We start from the raw sequence: 17215 nt of genomic DNA on the forward strand, positions 1-17215 counted from the left end.
CGTACAATTCGGGAGAGTTTCCAGATGTCCGATTCCGATCGTATCGCCACGCTTGAAGCGCAGGTCGCCGAGCTTGGCCGCCGCCTGACCGTGCGCGAGGACGAGCTTGATATCCGCAAGCTCCAGCACCTCTACGGCTATCTCATCGACAAGTGCCTGTACAACGAGACGGCCGACCTGTTCACCGACGATGGCGAAGTGCGCTTCTTCGGCGGCGTCTGGAAAGGCAAGGAAGGCGTGCGCCGCCTCTATGTCGAACGGTTCCAGAAGCGCTTCACGTATGGCAACAACGGCCCGATCGACGGCTTCCTGCTCGAACACCCGCAGTTGCAGGACATCATCAACGTGCAGCCCGATGGCGTGACCGCGCTGGCCCGCGCGCGTTCGATGATGCAAGCGGGGCGCCACAAGGACTTCGAAGGCGACCAGCCCTGGCTCAAGAGCCGCCAATGGTGGGAAGGCGGCATCTACGAGAACACCTACAAGAAGGTGGACGGCACCTGGCGCATCCACATCCTGAACTACATGCCGATCTGGCACGCCGATTTCGAAACCGGCTGGGCCAACACCAGGCCTGAATACGTGCCGTTCCCCAAGGAAACCTATCCCACCGACCCGACCGGGCCGGACGAGCTGATCGAAGGCCACTGGCTGTGGCCGACCCACAAGCTGACGCCGTTCCACTTCCCCCACCCGGTGACGGGCGAGGAAATCGTGGCGCAGCGCTGGGAAGGCGACGAAGCCCGCGCAAAGGCGAAAGGCTGACCCGATGACGGCCTATCCTGCCCTCCACATGGTGATCGATGGCGAGCGCGTTGCCGGCGGCGGGCGCCGCACGCACGCGGTCGTCAATCCCGCGACCGGCGAGACCATCGGCGAACTGCCGCTGGCCGAGCCGGCCGATCTCGACCGCGCGCTGGAAACCGCGCGCAAGGGGTTCCGCATCTGGCGTGATTCGACGCCGCAGCAGCGCGCGGCGGTGCTGCAGGGCGCGGCGCGGCTCATGCTGGAGCGGCAGGACGACCTGGCCCGCATCGCCACGCTGGAAGAGGGCAAGACGCTGCCCGAGGCCCGCATCGAAGTGATGATGAACGTGGGGCTGTTCAACTTCTACGCGGGCGAAGTGTTCCGGCTCTATGGCCGCACGCTGGTGCGCCCGGCGGGTATGCGCTCGACCGTCACGCACGAGCCGGTCGGCCCGGTCGCCGCCTTCGCCCCGTGGAACTTCCCGCTGGGCAATCCGGGCCGCAAGCTGGGCGCGCCGATCGCGGCGGGCTGCTCGGTGATCCTCAAGGCGGCGGAAGAGACGCCGGCCTCGGCGCTGGGCGTGCTGCAGTGCCTGCTCGACGCGGGCTTGCCCAAGGAAGTGGCGCAGGCGGTGTTCGGCGTGCCCGACGAGGTGAGCCGGCACCTGCTGGCCAGCCCGGTGATCCGCAAGTTGAGCTTCACCGGATCGACCGTGATCGGCAAGCACCTGAGCAAGCTGGCCGCCGACAACTGCATCCGCACGACGATGGAACTGGGCGGGCATGGCCCGGTGCTGGTGTTCGGCGATGCCGACATCGACCGCGCGCTCGATACCATGGTGACCTCGAAGTACCGCAACGCCGGGCAGGTCTGCGTTAGCCCCACGCGCTTCATCGTTGAGGAAAGCGTGTTCGACCGCTTTCGCGACGGCTTTGTCGAACGGGTCAAGGCGATCCGCGTCGGCAACGGGCTGGACGAGGGCGCGCAGATGGGGCCGATGGCCAACGCGCGCCGGCCCGAGGCGATGGAGCGCCTGATCGGCGATGCCACGGCGCGCGGCGCGAAGCTGCTCGCGGGGGGCGAGCGCGTGGGCAATGCCGGGTTCTTCTATGCGCCGTCGGTGCTGTCCGAAATCCCGCTCGATGCCGCGGTTCTCAACGAGGAGCCGTTCGGCCCGGTGGCGCTGCTCAACCCGTTCCGGGGCGAGGACGCCATGATCGAGGAGGCGAACCGCCTGCCCTATGGCCTGGCCGCCTATGCCTGGACGCAGGACGGCAAGCGCCAGCAGCGCGTGGCGCGCGAGATCGAAAGCGGCATGGTGGGCATTAACACGACCATGATCGGTGGCGCGGATGCGCCGTTCGGCGGGGTCAAGTGGTCGGGCCACGGGGCGGAGGACGGCCCGGAAGGCGTGATGGCCTGCATGGTCACCAAGGCGGTCCACGAAGGCTGACCGGGCAGCGCAACGTCATGGCCGGGCAATCCTTTGGAAACATGGGCAATCTAGCTGAACGGACCGTTTTCCGGTTCCCTCAGCGAGAATGCCATGCCGCGATTGCCCCGCCGTGCCCTGTTCCTGCCCGTGCCGTGGCTGATTCTGTCTCTGCCCGCGCTGCCGGCCCACGCCGCGCAGAACGATCACCAGGTCTGGGGCGTGGTGCAGGGCACCGTCGATCTGGGCGGCCGGGTGACATCGGCGTTCGACGTCCAGTACCGCGTGACCGACGGCGCCTCGCGCCAGGGGCAGGTGCTGATCCGGCCGGCGATCGGCGTCTACCTGAACAAGACCACGGCCGCCTATCTCGGCTATGCCTTCGTCACCACCGATCCGCTGGGCGGCACGCCGACCGACGAACATCGCGTGTTCGAGCAACTGACATTCCGCATCGCCGGAGACGGCAAGGGGCCGACGCTGACCGCGCGCACGCGGCTGGAGCAGCGCTTCGTCGAGGGCTGGACCGGCCACACCGGCTGGCGGCTGCGCCAGCAGGTGCGCGGCACGCTGCCGCTGGGGGACCGGGGCGTGGCGCTGGTCTCCACGCTCGAACCCTTCGTCAGCTTCAACACCACCGGCTGGGGCCAGCGCGCGGGCTTCGACCAGGTGCGCGCCTTTGCCGGCGTCTCCTTGCCGGTGGCCAGGGGAATCGCCATCGAACCCGGCTACATGGGGCAATACATCGCCCGTTATCGGCAGCCGGACCGCATGAACCACGTTATCAGCCTTTCGCTGTCGCTGCGCAGGTGACCGTCGCCGGGCTGCTTCGGAAAAGGAACAGCCCATGACCAGTGACCACCCCCTCAGGACCGGCGGCGACCGCGGCTATCTGCGCATCGCCACCGAGGAAGCCTTCGCCACGCGCGAACAGGTCGACGTCTACCTGCGCATGGTGCGCGATGGCACGGCCGACAAGGGCATGCTCTCGCTGTGGGGCTTCTATGCCCAATCGCCGTCCGAACGCGCCACGCAGATCATGGACCGCCTGCTCGACCTGGGCGAGCGGCGGCTGGCCGACATGGACGCCTATGGCATCGACAAGGCGGTGCTCGCGCTGACCTCGCCCGGCGTGCAGCCGATGCTCGACCTTGCCGAGGCCAAGGGCATCGCCACGCGCGCCAACGACTATCTGGCCGAACGCTGCGCCGCGCATCCCGACCGCTTCATCGGCCTGACCGCCGTGGCGCCGCAGGACCCGGCATGGTCGGCCGCCGAAATCCGCCGCGGCGCGGGCGAGCTGGGCTTCAAGGGCGTGCAGATCAACAGCCACACCCAGGGTGAATATCTCGACGATCCCAAGTTCGACCCGATCTTCCGCGCGCTCGCCGATACCGGGCAGCCGCTGTACATCCATCCCGCCACGCCGCCGGACGCGATGATCGACCCGCTGCTCGAATCGGGCCTCGACGGCGCGATCTTCGGCTTCGGGGTGGAGACGGGGATGCACCTGCTGCGGCTGATCACCATCGGCATCTTCGACCGCTATCCCGATCTGCAGATCATGGTCGGCCACATGGGCGAGGCGCTGCCCTACTGGCTTTATCGGCTGGACTACATGCACCAGGCCGGCGTGCGGTCGAAGCGCTACGAACGGATGAAACCGCTGAACAAGACCATCGCCGAATACATGCGCTCGAACGTGCTCATCACCAATTCGGGCATGGCGTGGGAGCCGGCGATCCGCTTCGCGCAGCAAGTGGTGGGCGAGGACCGCGTGATGTACGCGATGGACTATCCCTATCAGGTGGAGGCGCGCGAGGTGCGCGACATGGACACCATGGACATCTCCCCCGAACTCAAGAAGAAGTTCTTCCAGACCAACGCCGAACGCTGGTTCGGTATCTGAACCGGCATGGGCGCCGCAGGTGGAAAGGGAGAGCCGGTGAACGCAGTCGCCAAGGGCGGATGGTACGCGCTCGCGCTGGTGGCGCTGACCAACGCGATGAGCCTGCTCGACCGCCAGATCCTGGCGATCCTGGCGCCCGCGATCAAGAAGGACCTGGCAATCGGCGATGCCGAGATGGGGCTGCTCTATGGCACCGTCTTCGCGCTGTTCTACGCGCTGTTCTCGCTGCCCGTGGGGCGGCTGGCGGACGGCTGGGTGCGCACGCGCCTGCTGGGCATCAGCATCGCCTTCTGGTCCGCCGCCACGGCGCTGGGTGGCCTGGCCGGCAGCTTCGCCACGCTGGCGCTGTCGCGGCTGGGCGTGGGCATCGGCGAGGCGGCGACGCAGCCGGCCGGCACCTCGCTGATCTACGACTACTGGCCCAAGCCGCGCCGGGGCTTCGTGATGGCGGTGCTGGCCTCTGCCATTGCGCTGGGCCTTGGCGGATCGCTGGTGCTGGGCGGGGTGGCGGCGCAGGCATGGACCGAGCGCTACGCCGGCACGGTGGCGCCGTTCGGGCTGAAGGGCTGGCAGTTCGCCTTCCTCGTCGCCTCGGCCCCCGGCTTCGTGCTGGCGCTGTTCCTGCTGCGCCTGCGCGAACCGGAACGCGGCGTGATGGACGGGTTGCCGACCGCGCCCGATCCGCGCCCTTTCGCGGCCAGCCTGGAACTGCTCGGATCGGTGCTGCCCGGCCTGCACTGGATCGGCATGATCCGGCGCGGCGGCGATCGGGGCACGGTGCTGCGCAATCTGGCGGGGCTGGTGGCGATCGTGGCGCTGATGGCGGTGCTGACGCGGGTGAGCATGGCGGTTTCGCCGCGCCCGCCGTTCGTCATCGGCGGATTGGCGATCAACCCGCACGCGCTGCAATGGACCGTGATCGGCTTCGGCGTGTTCGTGATCGTCAATCTGGTGCAGGGGATGCGGCTGTCCGATCCGCAGGCGCACCGCGTCATCACGCGATCGCCCACGCTGATCATGGCGATCGCGGTGGGCACGCTCCAGTCGGCGATCAACTATGGCATGATGGCGTTCAACCCCACGTTCCTGATCCAGAGCTATGGCCTGTCGATGCGCGAAACCGCGCTGCAGTTCGGCATGGTTTCGGCCGGAATGGGCATCGTCGGCCCGATGCTGTGGGGGCCGCTGTCGGACTGGCTGCACCGCCGCTATCCGGGCGGCGGGCGCGCGGGCGTGGCGCTGTTCGCCATGGCGGTTTCGCCGCTGCTGTCGTTCTGGGTCTATACCGCGCCAGCGGCCGGCACGTTCTATGGGCGGTTCGTGCTCTACAGCCTGGTGCTGACCGGCTGGATGCCGCCGCTCTACGCCATCCTCTACGATCAGGTGCTGCCGCGGATGCGCGGGCTGACCGCGAGCCTCTACCTGCTGGCGATGACGATCCTGGGTATGGGCATCGGCCCCTATCTGGTCGGGCTGCTGTCCGACGCGACCGGCAACCTGCGCGCCTCGATGCTGAGCATCAACGCGGTGGCCGTGCCGATCGTGGTGCTGATGCTGCTGATCGCCCGCCGGGCCGCGCGCGACGAGGCGGCGCTGCTGGAGCGTGCGGGTTCCGCATAAAGTCGGATGACATGGCCTCTCGTCATGGCGAGGGGCAAAGCCCCGTGGCCGTCCAGAGCGGCGCGCGGGGCACTGGATTGCTTCGCTGCGCTCGCAATGACGAAGCGGATCAAAACGCAGCCATCGTGCGCCAGCCGCGTGAAATCGGGGAAACGGTAGGGGGTTTCTGTTGCCCGGCACCCCCCAAGCCGCTGGAATCCGCTTCTGTTGACCGGTGGGTCCAACCGCGTTCTGGCTTTGTAACTTCAGGGCGTTAGCCCCTAGAATTACGCCGCGAGAGCAAGTGCTTCGTTGTCGTTGGCACTTGTTGGTTTTGAGCCTTGAACGGGTTACTCAGCCCGGGCGAAAACAGCGCTTTTCAACACACGTCGATCCTAGTTCGGCCCCGTCATCTGCCCCGCCTGCCGCCAAAGGAGGCAGTACGGGAAAGGTGGTGGAGCCGCCGGGTACCGCCCCCGGGTCCGCTGCGCCTATTGCACGCCGCAGTTTATCACCATAGCCGGCAAGCCGGCACTTCCCCATATAGGGATCGCCCGCCAAATGAAAAGGGGCGCCGAAGCGCCCCTTGCCGTGCCCGGATGCCCGCGCGCGGAGAAAGACCGGTCAGACCCGGTTCTTCAGCGCATCGCGGATTTCGGCGAGCAGTTCCACTTCGCTCGGCCCCGCGGGCGCGGCCGGAGCGGCCGGTTCCTCGGGCTTGGCGAACGCCTTGTTCGCGGCTTTCACGATCAGGAAGATCACGAAGGCCAGGATCACGAAGTTGACGATCTGGGTGACGAAATCGCCATAGCCGATCATCGCCACGCCCGCTTCCTTGAGCGCGGCGTAATCGTCCGGCTTGCCCTTGTAGGTTTCCGGAATCGGTCCGAGGCGGATGAAATACTTGGAGAAATCGGCGCCGCCGGTGAAATAGCCGACCGCCGGCATGATGACGTTTTCGGTCAGCGAGGTGACGATCTTGCCGAACGCCGCGCCGATGATCACGCCAACGGCCAGGTCCAGCACGTTGCCGCGCGCGATGAACGTCTTGAATTCCTGCAACATGCCCATGAGCTTCCCCGTAGTTCTGACGGCCCTGTTACCGGTTGCTTGCCACCCGCCGCCGGGCGCGACAAGCGGCAAACGTGCTGCGGGTTTCTCCAGAATGGTGCAGGTTGCCGCAACCCGGTCCTGCCCTTGAACGGTCACCGGCTATCGCTATGTTCCTGGACAGCAACGCCGGAGCGGCCCTGCCGGGGCCGCGCGCCCGGCAGGATGACATAAGGGTATTCCGACCGATGGCCGCTTCCCTGTTCCGCCGCCTTTCCCGCCCCCTGGCGCGTTTCGCGTTCGTGGCCGCCGCCGCGGCGACGCTGGCCGGCTGCGGCGTCAATTCGATCCCCACCGCCGAGGAAAACGCCAAGGCCAAGTGGGCCGACGTGCAGAACCAGTACCAGCGCCGGGCCGACCTGATCCCCAACCTGGTGGCGACGGTGAAGGGCTATGCCAAGCAGGAGCAGGACACGCTGACCAAGGTGACCGAGGCGCGCGCCAAGGCCACGAGCGTGCAGGTTTCCGCCGACGACCTGACCGATCCCGCCAAGATGGCCGCGTTCCAGCAGGCGCAGGGCGCGCTGTCGCAGGGGCTGGGCCGCCTGATGGCGAACGTGGAAGCCTATCCCGACCTCAAGTCCAACGAGAACTTCCTGGCGCTGCAAAGCCAGCTGGAAGGCACCGAGAACCGCATCTCCGTGGCGCGGCGCGATTACAACGAGGCCGTGCGCGAATACAACACCACGATCCGCACCTTCCCGGCGGTGATCGGCGCCAAGGTGATCTATGGCGCGAAGCCGCTGGTGCCGTTCGAGGCGACCACGCCGGGGGCGCAGGAGGCGCCCAAGGTCAACTTCAACTGATTGCCGCGCCGTGCGGCGTTTCCTGATCGCGCTGATGGCCGTGCTGGCGCTTGTTGCCGGCCCGGCCTTCGCGCAGACTTTTCCGCCGCTGACCGGCCGCGTGGTCGATGACGCGCATCTGCTCAATCCGCAGCAGGTCGCCGCGCTCGATGCCAAGCTGGCCGCGCTGGAGCAGCAGTCGCAGCGCCAGCTGGTCGTGGCGACGATCCCCGACCTGCAAGGCATGCCGATCGAGGACTATGGCTACCAGCTCGGCCGCGCCTGGGGGCTGGGCGACAAGCAGCGCAACGATGGCGCCCTGCTGATCGTCGCGCCCAACGAGCGAAAGGTGCGGATCGAGGTCGGCTATGGCCTGGAAGGCATTCTCACCGATGCGCTGTCGCAGGTGATCATCCAGCGCGAGATCGTGCCGCGCTTCAAGCAGAACGATTATGCCGGCGGGATCGACGCGGCGGTGGACCAGCTCATCGCGCAACTGAAGCTGCCCGATGACGAGGCGCGCAAGGTGGCCGAACAGGCCCAGGCGGGGGCCGGCAAGGGCAGCGCGCCGCGGTTCGACATCGGCACCGTGGTGTTCCTGGTGATCTTCTTCCTGTTCTTCGTGCTGCCGTTCATCCGCGCCATGCGCGGGGGCGGGCGGCGCTATGGCAGCAGCCCCGGCGTGATGATCTTCCCCGGCGGTGGCTGGGGCAGCGGTGGCGGTGGAAGCAGCTGGGGCGGCAGCGACTGGGGCGGCGGCGGCGGTGGCGGTGGCTTCTCCGGCGGTGGCGGCAGCTTCGGTGGCGGCGGCGCTTCGGGGGACTGGTAGGATGGCGGCTGTGCACCTGACCGACAGCGACCGGACGCGCATCGCGCAGGCGGTCACCGCCGCCGAGCTGCGCAGCGCGGGCGAGATCGTGACGATCGTGACCGCGCGGTCCGATCCCTATCGCGACGTGGCGCTGGCCTGGGCGGCGGCGGTGGCGTTCCTCGCGCTCGCCGCGCTGGAATTCGCGCCGCATTTCTATCTCGCGCTGATCGACCGCGTATTGGGCCTGTGGGCGACCGAATGGAGCCCGCGCGCGGTTCTGGGGGTGGCGCTGACCGTGGCGGTGATCAAGTTCCTGGCCATGCTGCTGCTGCAAGCGTGGGAGCCGCTGCGGCTGTGGCTGGTGCCGCGGCCGATCAAGCGCGCGCGCGTCCATGCCCGCGCGCTGACCTGCTTCCGCATCGGCGCCGAAAGCCGCACCACCGGGCGCACCGGCATCCTCATCTACCTGTCGATGGCCGAGCACCGGGCCGAGATCATTGCCGACCAGGCCATCGCCGCGCGGGTCGCGCCCGAGGTGTGGGGCGATGCCATGCACGCGCTGCTGGCCGAAATCCGGCAGGGCCGCGTGGCCGACGGGATGATCGCCGCCGTGGAAGGCGTGGGCGCGGTGCTTGCGGAACATCTCCCGCGCGCCGATGATGACGTGAACGAATTGCCGGACCGGTTGATCGAAGTATGAGCCTGGAAGACGAGTATCGCGACGAACCCGAACAGGTGCGCTGGGAAGGGCGGTTCATCGTCGCCAAGACGCGCGGGCGCTGGGAATACGTCAGCCGCACGCGCAACATCCGCGCGGCGGTGATCCTCGCCATCGACAGCGCGGAACGGGCGATCCTGGTCGAACAGTTCCGCGTGCCGCTGGGCAAGCCGGCGATCGAATTGCCGGCCGGGCTGATCGGCGATCATGACGACAGCGCGGACGAGGACGCGGTCGCCGCAGCCGCGCGCGAGCTGGAGGAGGAAACCGGCTATCGCCCCGGCCGCATGGAGGCGGTGGGCGAGTTCTATTCCTCCCCCGGCATGGTCTCCGAAAGCTTCACGCTGTTCCGCGCGCACGATCTGGAGCGCGTATCCGATGGCGGCGGGGTGGAAGGCGAAGGCATCACCGTCCACCACGTGCCGCTGGCGGAGATCGAAGGGTTCATCGCCGCGCGCCGGGCCGAAGGCTATGGCATAGACGTGCGCATACTCATGCTGCTGGGGCCGCGCCTGCTGGGCGGCACCTGAAAACCATAACGGAGAGGATGAAATGGGCAGGGTTCAGGGGAAGAAGGCGCTGGTGACCGGCGCGGCGCAGGGCTTGGGCGCGGCTCAGGCACGGATGCTGGCGCGCGAGGGCGCGAAGGTGCTGCTGACCGACATCAACGGCGCGGGAGCGGCGGCGCAGGCCGAGGCGATCAACGCCGAGCTGGGTGCGGGCACCGCCTTCGCGATCCGCCACGACGTGACCAGCCCCGACGACTGGGACGCCGCGATCGCGCTGGCGGGCGAAGCGCTGGGCGGGCTGTCGGTGCTGGTCAACAACGCCGGCGTGGGCGTGCGCGGCAATATCGAGACCTGCACGCTGGAAGACTGGCGGCGCGGCTTCGCCATCAATGTCGACAGCGTGTTCCTGGGCTGCCAGAAGGCGCTGCCGCTGCTGAAGGACAACCAGCCCGGATCGATCGTCAACATCAGCTCGATCGCCGGCCTGATCGCCTCGGACACCATGCCCGGCTACAACGCCAGCAAGGCAGCGGTGTGGATGCTGTCCAAGTCGGTGGCGCTCTATTGCGCCAAGCGCGGCTGGGACGTGCGCTGCAACTCGGTCCACCCGACGTTCATCGACACGCCGATCCTCGATGGCATCGCCACCAACGCCAATCTCGACAAGGACGTGGTGATGGGCAAGCTGGCGCGGCAGATCCCGCTGGGCCGCGTGGGCCAGCCCGACGATATCGCGGCGGGCGTGCTCTACCTTGCCAGCGACGAAAGCCGCTTCATGACCGGCGCCGAGCTGAAGCTGGACGGCGGCATTTCCGCGATGTGAGCGCCGGGCCTGCCCGCGGCCGCGATCAGTGCTGGTCGCGCCGCAGCGGCAGGAACAGCATCAGCGCGAGCGCGAGCAGCGAACCGGTGGCCATGATCACCGAAACCGTCATCAGCCCCAGCTGGGCCTTGAACAACGTGCCCGCGAGATAAGGCGAAAGCGCTGCACCCGCGCGGCCGATGCTGAGCGCGAAGCCGGTGCCGGTGGCCTTGACGTGGGTGGGATAGACGGCGGCGAAAGCGGTATAGAAGCCGACGATCGCCGAATTGGTGAACAGGCCGACCGAGACCACGGCCAGGGTCCAGCCCATCAGACTGTTGGCGCCGAAGCCGAAGCGCGCGACCAGCAGCACCGACAGCGCCAGCGCCACCAGCGTCGCCTGCTTGATCCCGAAACGGTGCATGAACCAGCCGAACGCCGCCCCGCCGATCGCGCCGCCGAGGTTGGCATAGGCCAGCACCCCTGCGCCTTGCGCCTGGGTGAAGTTCTGTCCGGCGAACTGGGGATCGGACATGATCGAGGGCGTCATCTTGAGGATGTAGTAGAACGTCAGTGCGTGCGCGGCATAGCCGAGCGAGAGGATCAGCGTGGCCTTGCGCAGCGCGGGGCTGAAGATGTCGGCCAGGCTGGCCTTCTGTTCGTTCGGCGCCGGCGGCGGCAGCGCGCCGATCGCCGGCTGGCGCAGCGCGGCCAACGCGCGGTTGATCTTCTCCAGCGCGCCGGCGGGCCGGGCGCGCATCAGCCACGCCGGCGTTTCGGGCACGAGGAACCAGACCAGCGGCAGGCAGATGGCCGTCATCGTCCCGCCGAACAGGAACACCGAACGCCAGTCGTGCGCTTTCAGCAGCTGCGCCGCGACGAGGCCGCCCAGGAACGCGCCCAGCGGATAGCCGATGACCATCAGCGACATCGCCATGCTGCGCGCCTTGCGGCTGGACAGTTCGAAGGCGATCGCGTTGATCGCGGCCAGCATCCCGCCGATGCCGAGGCCGGTGATGATGCGCCAGATCGAAAGGCCGACCGGCGACGTGGCGGTGGTCGCCATGAACATGCCCACTACCATCAGCAGCAGGCAGGCCAGCGTGGTCCGGCGCCGGCCGAAGCGGTCGGCCGCGCCGCCGAGCAGCAGCGAGCCGAGGCCCATGCCGATCAGTTCCATCGACAGCACCGCGCCCAGCCCGTCGGGCGCGAGGTGCCATTCCTTCTTGATGCCGGGGCCAGCGAAGGCGCTCGAGAGCACGTCGAAGCCGTCCAGCGCGTTGAGGAAGATCGTGATGACAACCGCGATCCACTGCCGCGCGGTCATCGGGGCATCGTCGAGGATGCTGCGTGGATCGGTGCTCGAATCGGCCATCACTCTCCCCTTCGCGCCAGATCGGTCCCTGCCGGCGGCGAAACTGTTATTTCCTATAACTCATTCATGAATGCGCGCCAGCAATTCCAGCAGGATCTTCACTTCGCGATCGCTAAAGCGGCTTTTGACCCATGCTTCGTGCTCACCGATCGCGCGCTTGGCGCTGGCCAGCATCTCGTTGCCGGCCGGCTCCAGATAGAGCGCCTGCTTGCGCCCGTCCTTCGGCGAACGGTCGCGGCGCAGGAGGTGCTTGGCCTGAAGCCGGTTGATGATCGCCATTGTCGTGGCGCGGTCCATGCGCAGGCGCTGCGCCAGATCGGTCTGGGCGATGCCGGGGTGGTCATCGACCAGCCACAACACGGAAACCTGCTTCTGCGTCAGATCGAGATCGGTGAACGTCTCGGTAAAGTGGCGCAGGCAGGCGCCGTGGGCCAGGCGGATGTGGAACCCCAGGATATCGTTGATCGCGCCGATATCACCGGATTCCGGGTCGGCCGGCGCAATCGCGTCCTCGAATTTGTCCTTGATCAATGATCCACCCCCGATGCCCCTTGCTTATTTGTTAGTGTCGCATACAAATATCACAAGGAGGATGTCATGGCCGAATTTCCAAAAACCCCGAGTTTCACGGGCTTCAACACGCCGTCGCGGGTGGAGGCGGATATCGCCGATCTGGCCCACGATGGCACGATCCCGCAGGAGTTAAACGGCGCTTTCTACCGCGTCCAGCCCGACCCGCAATTTCCGCCGCGGCTGGGCGACGACATCGCCTTCAACGGCGACGGCATGATCACCCGGTTCCACATCCATGACGGCCAGTGCGATTTCCGCCAGCGCTGGGCGAAGACGGACAAGTGGAAGCTGGAGAACGAGGCCGGAAAGGCGCTGTTCGGCGCCTATCGCAACCCGCTGACCGATGACGAGAGCGTGAAGGGCGAGATCCGCTCCACCGCCAACACCAACGCCTTCATCTTCGGCGGCAAGCTGTGGGCGATGAAGGAGGACAGCCCCGCGCTGGTCATGGACCCGGCGACGATGGAAAGCTTCGGCTTCGAGAAGTTCGGCGGCAAGATGACCGGGCAGACCTTCACCGCGCATCCCAAGGTGGACCCGGCGAGCGGCAACATGGTGGCGATCGGCTATGCCGCATCGGGCCTGTGCACCGACGACGTGACCTACATGGAAGTCAGCCCGACGGGCGAACTGGTGCGCGAGATCTGGTTCAAGGTGCCCTATTACTGCATGATGCACGACTTCGGCATTACCGAGGATTACCTGGTGCTGCACATCGTGCCCTCGATCGGCAGCTGGGAACGGCTGGAACAGGGCAAGCCGCACTTCGGATTCGATACGACGCTGCCGGTCTATCTGGGAATCATCCCCCGCCGCGATGGCGTGACCGACGCCGACATCCGCTGGTTCAAGCGCGATAACTGCTTCGCCAGCCACGTGCTGAACGCCTGGCAGGAAGGCACGAAGATCCACTTCATCGTGCCCGAGGCCAAGAACAACATGTTCCCGTTCTTCCCCGATGTCCACGGTGCGCCGTTCAACGGGATGGAGGCGATGAGCCGGCTGACCGACTGGGTGGTCGATATGGCCTCCAACAGCGAGGATTTCGCCGAAATCCGTCCGCTGACCGATACCGCCAGCGAGTTTCCGCGCATCGACGACCGCTTCACCGGCCGCAAGACGCGCTATGGCTGGGGGCTGGAAATGGACATGAAGCGACCGGTCGAGCTGCGCGGCGGCAGTGCCGGCGGGTTGCTGATGAACTGCCTGTTCCTCAAGGACTTCGAGACCGGTGCCGAACAGCACTGGTGGTGCGGCCCGGTCAGCAGCCTGCAGGAGCCGGCGTTCGTCCCGCGCGCCAAAAACGCGCCCGAAGGCGATGGCTGGATCGTGCAGGTCTGCAACCGGCTGGAGGAACAGCGCAGCGATCTGCTGATCTTCGACGCGCTCGATATCGAGAAGGGGCCGATCGCCACGATCCACGTCCCCATCCGCCTGCGCTTCGGCCTGCACGGTAACTGGGCCAATGCCGAGGAGATCGGCCTGCTGGAAGCGGAGGCCGCGTGAATCCGCCGGTAAGCCCGCCCGGCCTCGAATTCGTCTACGAGGCCACGGGCGATCTCGAACCGCCGCGCCCGATCGGCGAAACCTATGACGGGACGCGGCGGATCATTCCGATCGTGGGTGGCGGACGCGTGGAAGGGCCGCTGATCAGCGGAAAGCTGGTTGGCAACGCGGCGGACTGGCAACTGACCCGCCCCGACGGAGTGACGGTGGCCGACGCGATCTATGCACTGGAGACCGACGACGGCGTGGTCATCCAGATCCGCAACCGTGGCCTGCGCCACGGCCCGCCCGAGGTGATGCAGCGGCTCGCCGCCGGAGACGCGGTCGATCCGGCGGAGTACTATTTCCGCACGGTGCCGGAATTCATCGCGCCCAAGGGCCGGTATGAATGGATGAACCGCTCGATCTTCATCTGTTCGGGCGCGCGCTTCCCGCTGGGCATCAAGCTGTGGGTCTGGCGCGTGCTGTAGCAGCGAATGCGTTGGTTACATCGTCATGGCGAGGGGCGCAGCCCCGCGGCAATCCCGAGCGGCACGTGGAACTCTGGATTGCTCCGCTGCGCTCGCACTGACGATGCCGGGGTGGAACCGCCTGGTTCTAAAGCCGGAGCCGGCCGGCCTGTTCGTGCCGCAGGCAGTCGAAAATCTTCGACCCTGCCATGAACACGGCGGCGGTGCAGGCCAGGAACAGCAGCTTGCCGCCGAAGCCGGGATAGACCGACAGGTAAACCTGCCCGCGCTCGACCGCGCCCAGCGCCAGCGCATAGATGATGGCGCAGGCCTCAAAGCGAGTCTTGATGACGAAAAGGCGACCGAGCTTTCCGAACATTGTTATCCCCTGCGCCGCTGCGTCCTTCTCTGCGGGGACGGCCGGCGCCATTTTACAACCACCAGTCAGCAATCATCGTGCCAGCCCCGGATTTCCGGGAAAGGGCAAGGTTAACTGGATGGTAACTGTAAAACGCGGCGACAGGTAAGGAAATCTGCGGGTCCCGATGTTCCAATGTGGGAGTGATCCCGCTGTGGCGTCAGGCCAGCGCACCAAGGTCCAGCGCATCGAGCAGGCCCGCGCGCGCCGCTCGCACCGTGGTGGCAAGCGTTTCGGAGCCGAGATCGGCCGGATCGATCTGTTCGGGCCAGAGCCGGGCGATGAGGGCCTCGATCCGATCGGCCTTCGCCTCGTCCAGCAGGAAGCGCGGATCGACCGTGGCGGGATCGGCCACCACGCGCAGCCGCAGGCAGGCGGGACCGCCACCGTTGGCCATCGATTGCCGCACGTCCACCGGCAGCACGCGGCGGATCGGGCCGTTGCCGGCCAGCATCCCGTCCAGCCAGCCGCGCACGGCGGGATTTTCCCAGGCTTCCAGCGGGATTACCAGGCCCATGTCGCCATCGGGCAGTGTCAGCAACTGCGCGTTGAACAGATAGCTGCGGATCGCGTCGGCCAGGCTCACGGCGGCGGCGGGCACGATCACGATCTCCGCCTCGGGCAGTTTCGCGCGGATCGCGGCATAGGCGCCCTCGGGGTCGGCGAAGGCCTGTTCGTGGGTGAACAGCACGCGTTCGTTGGCGACGGCGACCACGTCGTTGTGGAAGGCGCCGGCGGCGATCGCCTCGGGCGCCTGTTCGATGAACAGCGCGCGTTCGGGATCGAGGCCGTGCAGCCGGGCGACGGCGCGGCTCGCCTGTTCGTGCTGGCGCGCCGGAAACGCGCCGCCGGTGCGGCCATAGACGAAGATCTCGATGCCGGGCGCGTCGTGCCGCGCGGCCATGCGCATGTGGTTGGCCGCGCCTTCATCGCCGAAGCACGACGGAACCGCACCATGGAGCGCGAAATGCGCCGTGTCGGCAAAGGCGAGCGCGAGCTGGCGGGCGGTGTCCGGCCATTCCTGCGAGCGGTGGAGCATTGTCACGAGGTTGGCGGGGGTCAGGTGGCACCGGCCGTCGGCGGTATCGGGGCCGGGGCTGACCGTGGCGGCGTTGGCGGTCCACATCGACGAGGCCGACCAGGCCGCCGCGCGCAGCCGGCGCTGCACCGGATCGCCTTCGTCGATCGCGGTCAGGCCCATGGCCTCCACCAGCGTGGAATTGGGCCGGGGCAGCGGCGCGAAAAAGCCCTGCGCCAGCCCCAGCGCCAGGTTGTGCCGCATCTTGGCCACGCCCTGCAGCGCGGCGGCGCGCGGATAGGAGACATCGCCGGCATGGCTGGCCGAGGCGAGGTTGCCGAGGCTCAGCCCCGCGTAGTTGTGGCTCGGGCCGACGATGCCGTCGAAGTTGATTTCCACCAGTTTCACAGGAGACTCCGTCCGGTTCGCGCGGCCTTAGCGTTCCACATGCCAGATCCTATCGCCCTCGCGCACGTCCAGCGCGGCGGCGGCCATGGGATCGAGCGTCACCCCGTCACCATCCTCCCCGATTTCCGCGAAGGTGCAACGGAAGGTGGAAAGGTGGCCGGTGGCGGCGAGCGCCTTCTTCGGATTGTCGGGCGGGCAGACCCGTACCACTTTCACATGGCGCGCCTCGGCGATCGACTTCACCCGGTCGGTGCGCGCGGTCATCGTCGGGCCGCCATCGAAGATGTCGAAATAGCCTTCGTTGGCAAAGCCTTCGCCTTCCAGCATGCGCATCGCGGCGCGGCCCGAAGGGTGGGGCAGGCCGATCGCGCTGCGCGCCGAATCGGGCAGCATCGCGATATAGACCGGGTGCTTGGGCATCAGATCGGCGATGAACTGGTTGCCATTGATGGCGTTGAAATAGTCCGCTTCCTGGAAGCTCATGCCGAAGAAGCGCCCGGCCACGCCATCCCAGAAAGGCGATCCGCCGCGTTCGTCGATGATGCCGCGCAATTCGGCCAGGATGCGGTCGGAAAAGCGCGCGCGGTGCATGGCGATGAACAGGTAGCGGCTGCGCGCCAGCAACATGCCGAGGCCGCCCGCGCGCTCGGACGGGTGCAGGAACAGCCCGCCGACCTCGCTCGACCCTTCGAGATCGGTGACGAGGTTGAGCATTTCGGCGCGGAAGGTGCGGCCCAGCTCCTTGGAATGCTGGGTCAGCGTGGCCATGCGATAGGAATAGAACGGCCACTGCAGACCGACGCGCGTGAAGAGCTGCGCGGTGCCGCGCACTTCGCCGGTCTCGATGTCCTCCAGCACCAGCACGAACAGCTCGTCGCCGCCCGTTTCCTCGGTGCCATAGGCTTCGGCCGAGCGGTCGAGCTTGGCCTGCAGCGCCTTGCGGTCGGGCGGCAGGTTGGTGAAGCCGCCACCGGTCAGCTTGGCCATCTCGTACAAGTGCTGGAGGTCCTGCGCGCTGGCGGCGCGGATACGGTGCGTCATGACGG

Annotated in this window: 18 protein-coding genes and 1 other RNA gene; 12 read left to right on the forward strand and 7 right to left on the reverse strand. The window is 67.3% G+C overall.

Features of this window, described 5'->3' with window-relative positions:
* The first annotated feature begins 24 nt into the window (after window positions 1-24).
* The 5 genes from NMD1_RS09300 (at window position 25) to NMD1_RS09320 (ending at window position 5708) form a co-directional block, all read left to right on the forward strand.
* Complete coding sequence (locus tag NMD1_RS09300; RefSeq protein WP_125954501.1) at window positions 25-765, forward strand: nuclear transport factor 2 family protein; 741 nt, start codon at window positions 25-27, stop codon at window positions 763-765.
* A gap of 4 nt (window positions 766-769) precedes the next feature.
* On the forward strand, window positions 770-2200 hold the full coding sequence (locus tag NMD1_RS09305; protein WP_125954502.1) for an NAD-dependent succinate-semialdehyde dehydrogenase: 1431 nt from the start codon (window positions 770-772) through the stop codon (window positions 2198-2200).
* A 93-nt stretch (window positions 2201-2293) separates the two neighbouring features.
* On the forward strand, window positions 2294-2992 hold the full coding sequence (locus tag NMD1_RS09310) for a DUF2490 domain-containing protein (RefSeq protein WP_125954503.1): 699 nt from the start codon (window positions 2294-2296) through the stop codon (window positions 2990-2992).
* 34 nt (window positions 2993-3026) lie between these two features.
* A complete protein-coding gene (locus NMD1_RS09315; RefSeq protein ID WP_125954504.1) occupies window positions 3027-4088 on the forward strand; it encodes an amidohydrolase family protein in 1062 nt (353 codons plus the stop codon).
* A gap of 36 nt (window positions 4089-4124) precedes the next feature.
* On the forward strand, window positions 4125-5708 hold the full coding sequence (locus NMD1_RS09320) for an MFS transporter (RefSeq protein ID WP_233497467.1): 1584 nt from the start codon (window positions 4125-4127) through the stop codon (window positions 5706-5708).
* A 154-nt stretch (window positions 5709-5862) separates the two neighbouring features.
* Here NMD1_RS09320 and ssrA read toward each other — a convergent pair.
* Window positions 5863-6259: a transfer-messenger RNA gene (gene ssrA / locus NMD1_RS09325) on the reverse strand.
* A 52-nt stretch (window positions 6260-6311) separates the two neighbouring features.
* Entirely contained in the window at window positions 6312-6758 is a 447-nt protein-coding gene (gene mscL / locus NMD1_RS09330; RefSeq protein WP_124810192.1) for a large conductance mechanosensitive channel protein MscL, read from the reverse strand.
* Between the two features lie 227 nt (window positions 6759-6985).
* Between mscL and NMD1_RS09335 the strand changes: the two genes are divergently transcribed.
* Genes NMD1_RS09335 through NMD1_RS09355 form a run of 5 tightly spaced genes read left to right on the forward strand, consistent with a single transcriptional unit; the run spans window position 6986 to window position 10443 of the window.
* Window positions 6986-7603: a LemA family protein gene (locus NMD1_RS09335; protein ID WP_125954506.1), complete on the forward strand. Its 618-nt coding sequence runs from the start codon at window positions 6986-6988 to the stop codon at window positions 7601-7603.
* A 34-nt stretch (window positions 7604-7637) separates the two neighbouring features.
* The gene (locus NMD1_RS09340; RefSeq protein WP_125954573.1) at window positions 7638-8411 is read left to right on the forward strand and encodes a YgcG family protein; all 774 of its coding nucleotides are present in this window, start codon (window positions 7638-7640) and stop codon (window positions 8409-8411) included.
* Between the two features lies 1 nt (window position 8412).
* Window positions 8413-9093: a TPM domain-containing protein gene (locus NMD1_RS09345; protein ID WP_125954507.1), complete on the forward strand. Its 681-nt coding sequence runs from the start codon at window positions 8413-8415 to the stop codon at window positions 9091-9093.
* On the forward strand, window positions 9090-9641 hold the full coding sequence (locus NMD1_RS09350) for an NUDIX hydrolase (protein WP_125954508.1): 552 nt from the start codon (window positions 9090-9092) through the stop codon (window positions 9639-9641). The genes NMD1_RS09345 and NMD1_RS09350 overlap by 4 nt, the downstream gene beginning before the upstream one ends.
* A gap of 22 nt (window positions 9642-9663) precedes the next feature.
* Entirely contained in the window at window positions 9664-10443 is a 780-nt protein-coding gene (locus NMD1_RS09355) for an SDR family oxidoreductase (protein WP_124810187.1), read from the forward strand.
* Window positions 10444-10468: 25 nt separating this feature from the next.
* Here the strand turns inward: NMD1_RS09355 and NMD1_RS09360 are convergent, their stop codons facing one another.
* Together NMD1_RS09360 and NMD1_RS09365 are read right to left on the reverse strand one after the other, a co-directional pair.
* Complete coding sequence (locus NMD1_RS09360) at window positions 10469-11797, reverse strand: MFS transporter (RefSeq protein ID WP_125954509.1); 1329 nt, start codon at window positions 11795-11797, stop codon at window positions 10469-10471.
* Between the two features lie 60 nt (window positions 11798-11857).
* Complete coding sequence (locus NMD1_RS09365; RefSeq protein ID WP_124810185.1) at window positions 11858-12328, reverse strand: MarR family winged helix-turn-helix transcriptional regulator; 471 nt, start codon at window positions 12326-12328, stop codon at window positions 11858-11860.
* Between the two features lie 66 nt (window positions 12329-12394).
* Here NMD1_RS09365 and NMD1_RS09370 point away from each other — a divergent pair, with 66 nt between their 5' ends.
* Together NMD1_RS09370 and NMD1_RS09375 are read left to right on the forward strand one after the other, a co-directional pair.
* On the forward strand, window positions 12395-13876 hold the full coding sequence (locus NMD1_RS09370; protein ID WP_125954510.1) for a carotenoid oxygenase family protein: 1482 nt from the start codon (window positions 12395-12397) through the stop codon (window positions 13874-13876).
* The gene (locus NMD1_RS09375) at window positions 13873-14346 is read left to right on the forward strand and encodes a DUF3237 domain-containing protein (RefSeq protein WP_124810183.1); all 474 of its coding nucleotides are present in this window, start codon (window positions 13873-13875) and stop codon (window positions 14344-14346) included. Before NMD1_RS09370 ends, NMD1_RS09375 begins: the two co-directional genes overlap by 4 nt.
* 127 nt (window positions 14347-14473) lie before the next feature.
* Here the strand turns inward: NMD1_RS09375 and NMD1_RS09380 are convergent, their stop codons facing one another.
* From NMD1_RS09380 to NMD1_RS09390, 3 genes are all read right to left on the reverse strand, one after another.
* Window positions 14474-14704, reverse strand: a complete 231-nt coding sequence (locus NMD1_RS09380) for a hypothetical protein (protein WP_125954511.1) — start codon at window positions 14702-14704, stop codon at window positions 14474-14476.
* A 199-nt stretch (window positions 14705-14903) separates the two neighbouring features.
* Window positions 14904-16169, reverse strand: a complete 1266-nt coding sequence (locus NMD1_RS09385) for an N-succinylarginine dihydrolase (protein WP_125954512.1) — start codon at window positions 16167-16169, stop codon at window positions 14904-14906.
* Window positions 16170-16196: 27 nt separating this feature from the next.
* A complete protein-coding gene (locus tag NMD1_RS09390; RefSeq protein ID WP_125954513.1) occupies window positions 16197-17210 on the reverse strand; it encodes an arginine N-succinyltransferase in 1014 nt (337 codons plus the stop codon).
* Window positions 17211-17215: the final 5 nt, after the last annotated feature.

Origin of the sequence: Novosphingobium sp. MD-1, from assembly GCF_001014975.1 — a bacterium.
GTDB lineage: Bacteria > Pseudomonadota > Alphaproteobacteria > Sphingomonadales > Sphingomonadaceae > Novosphingobium.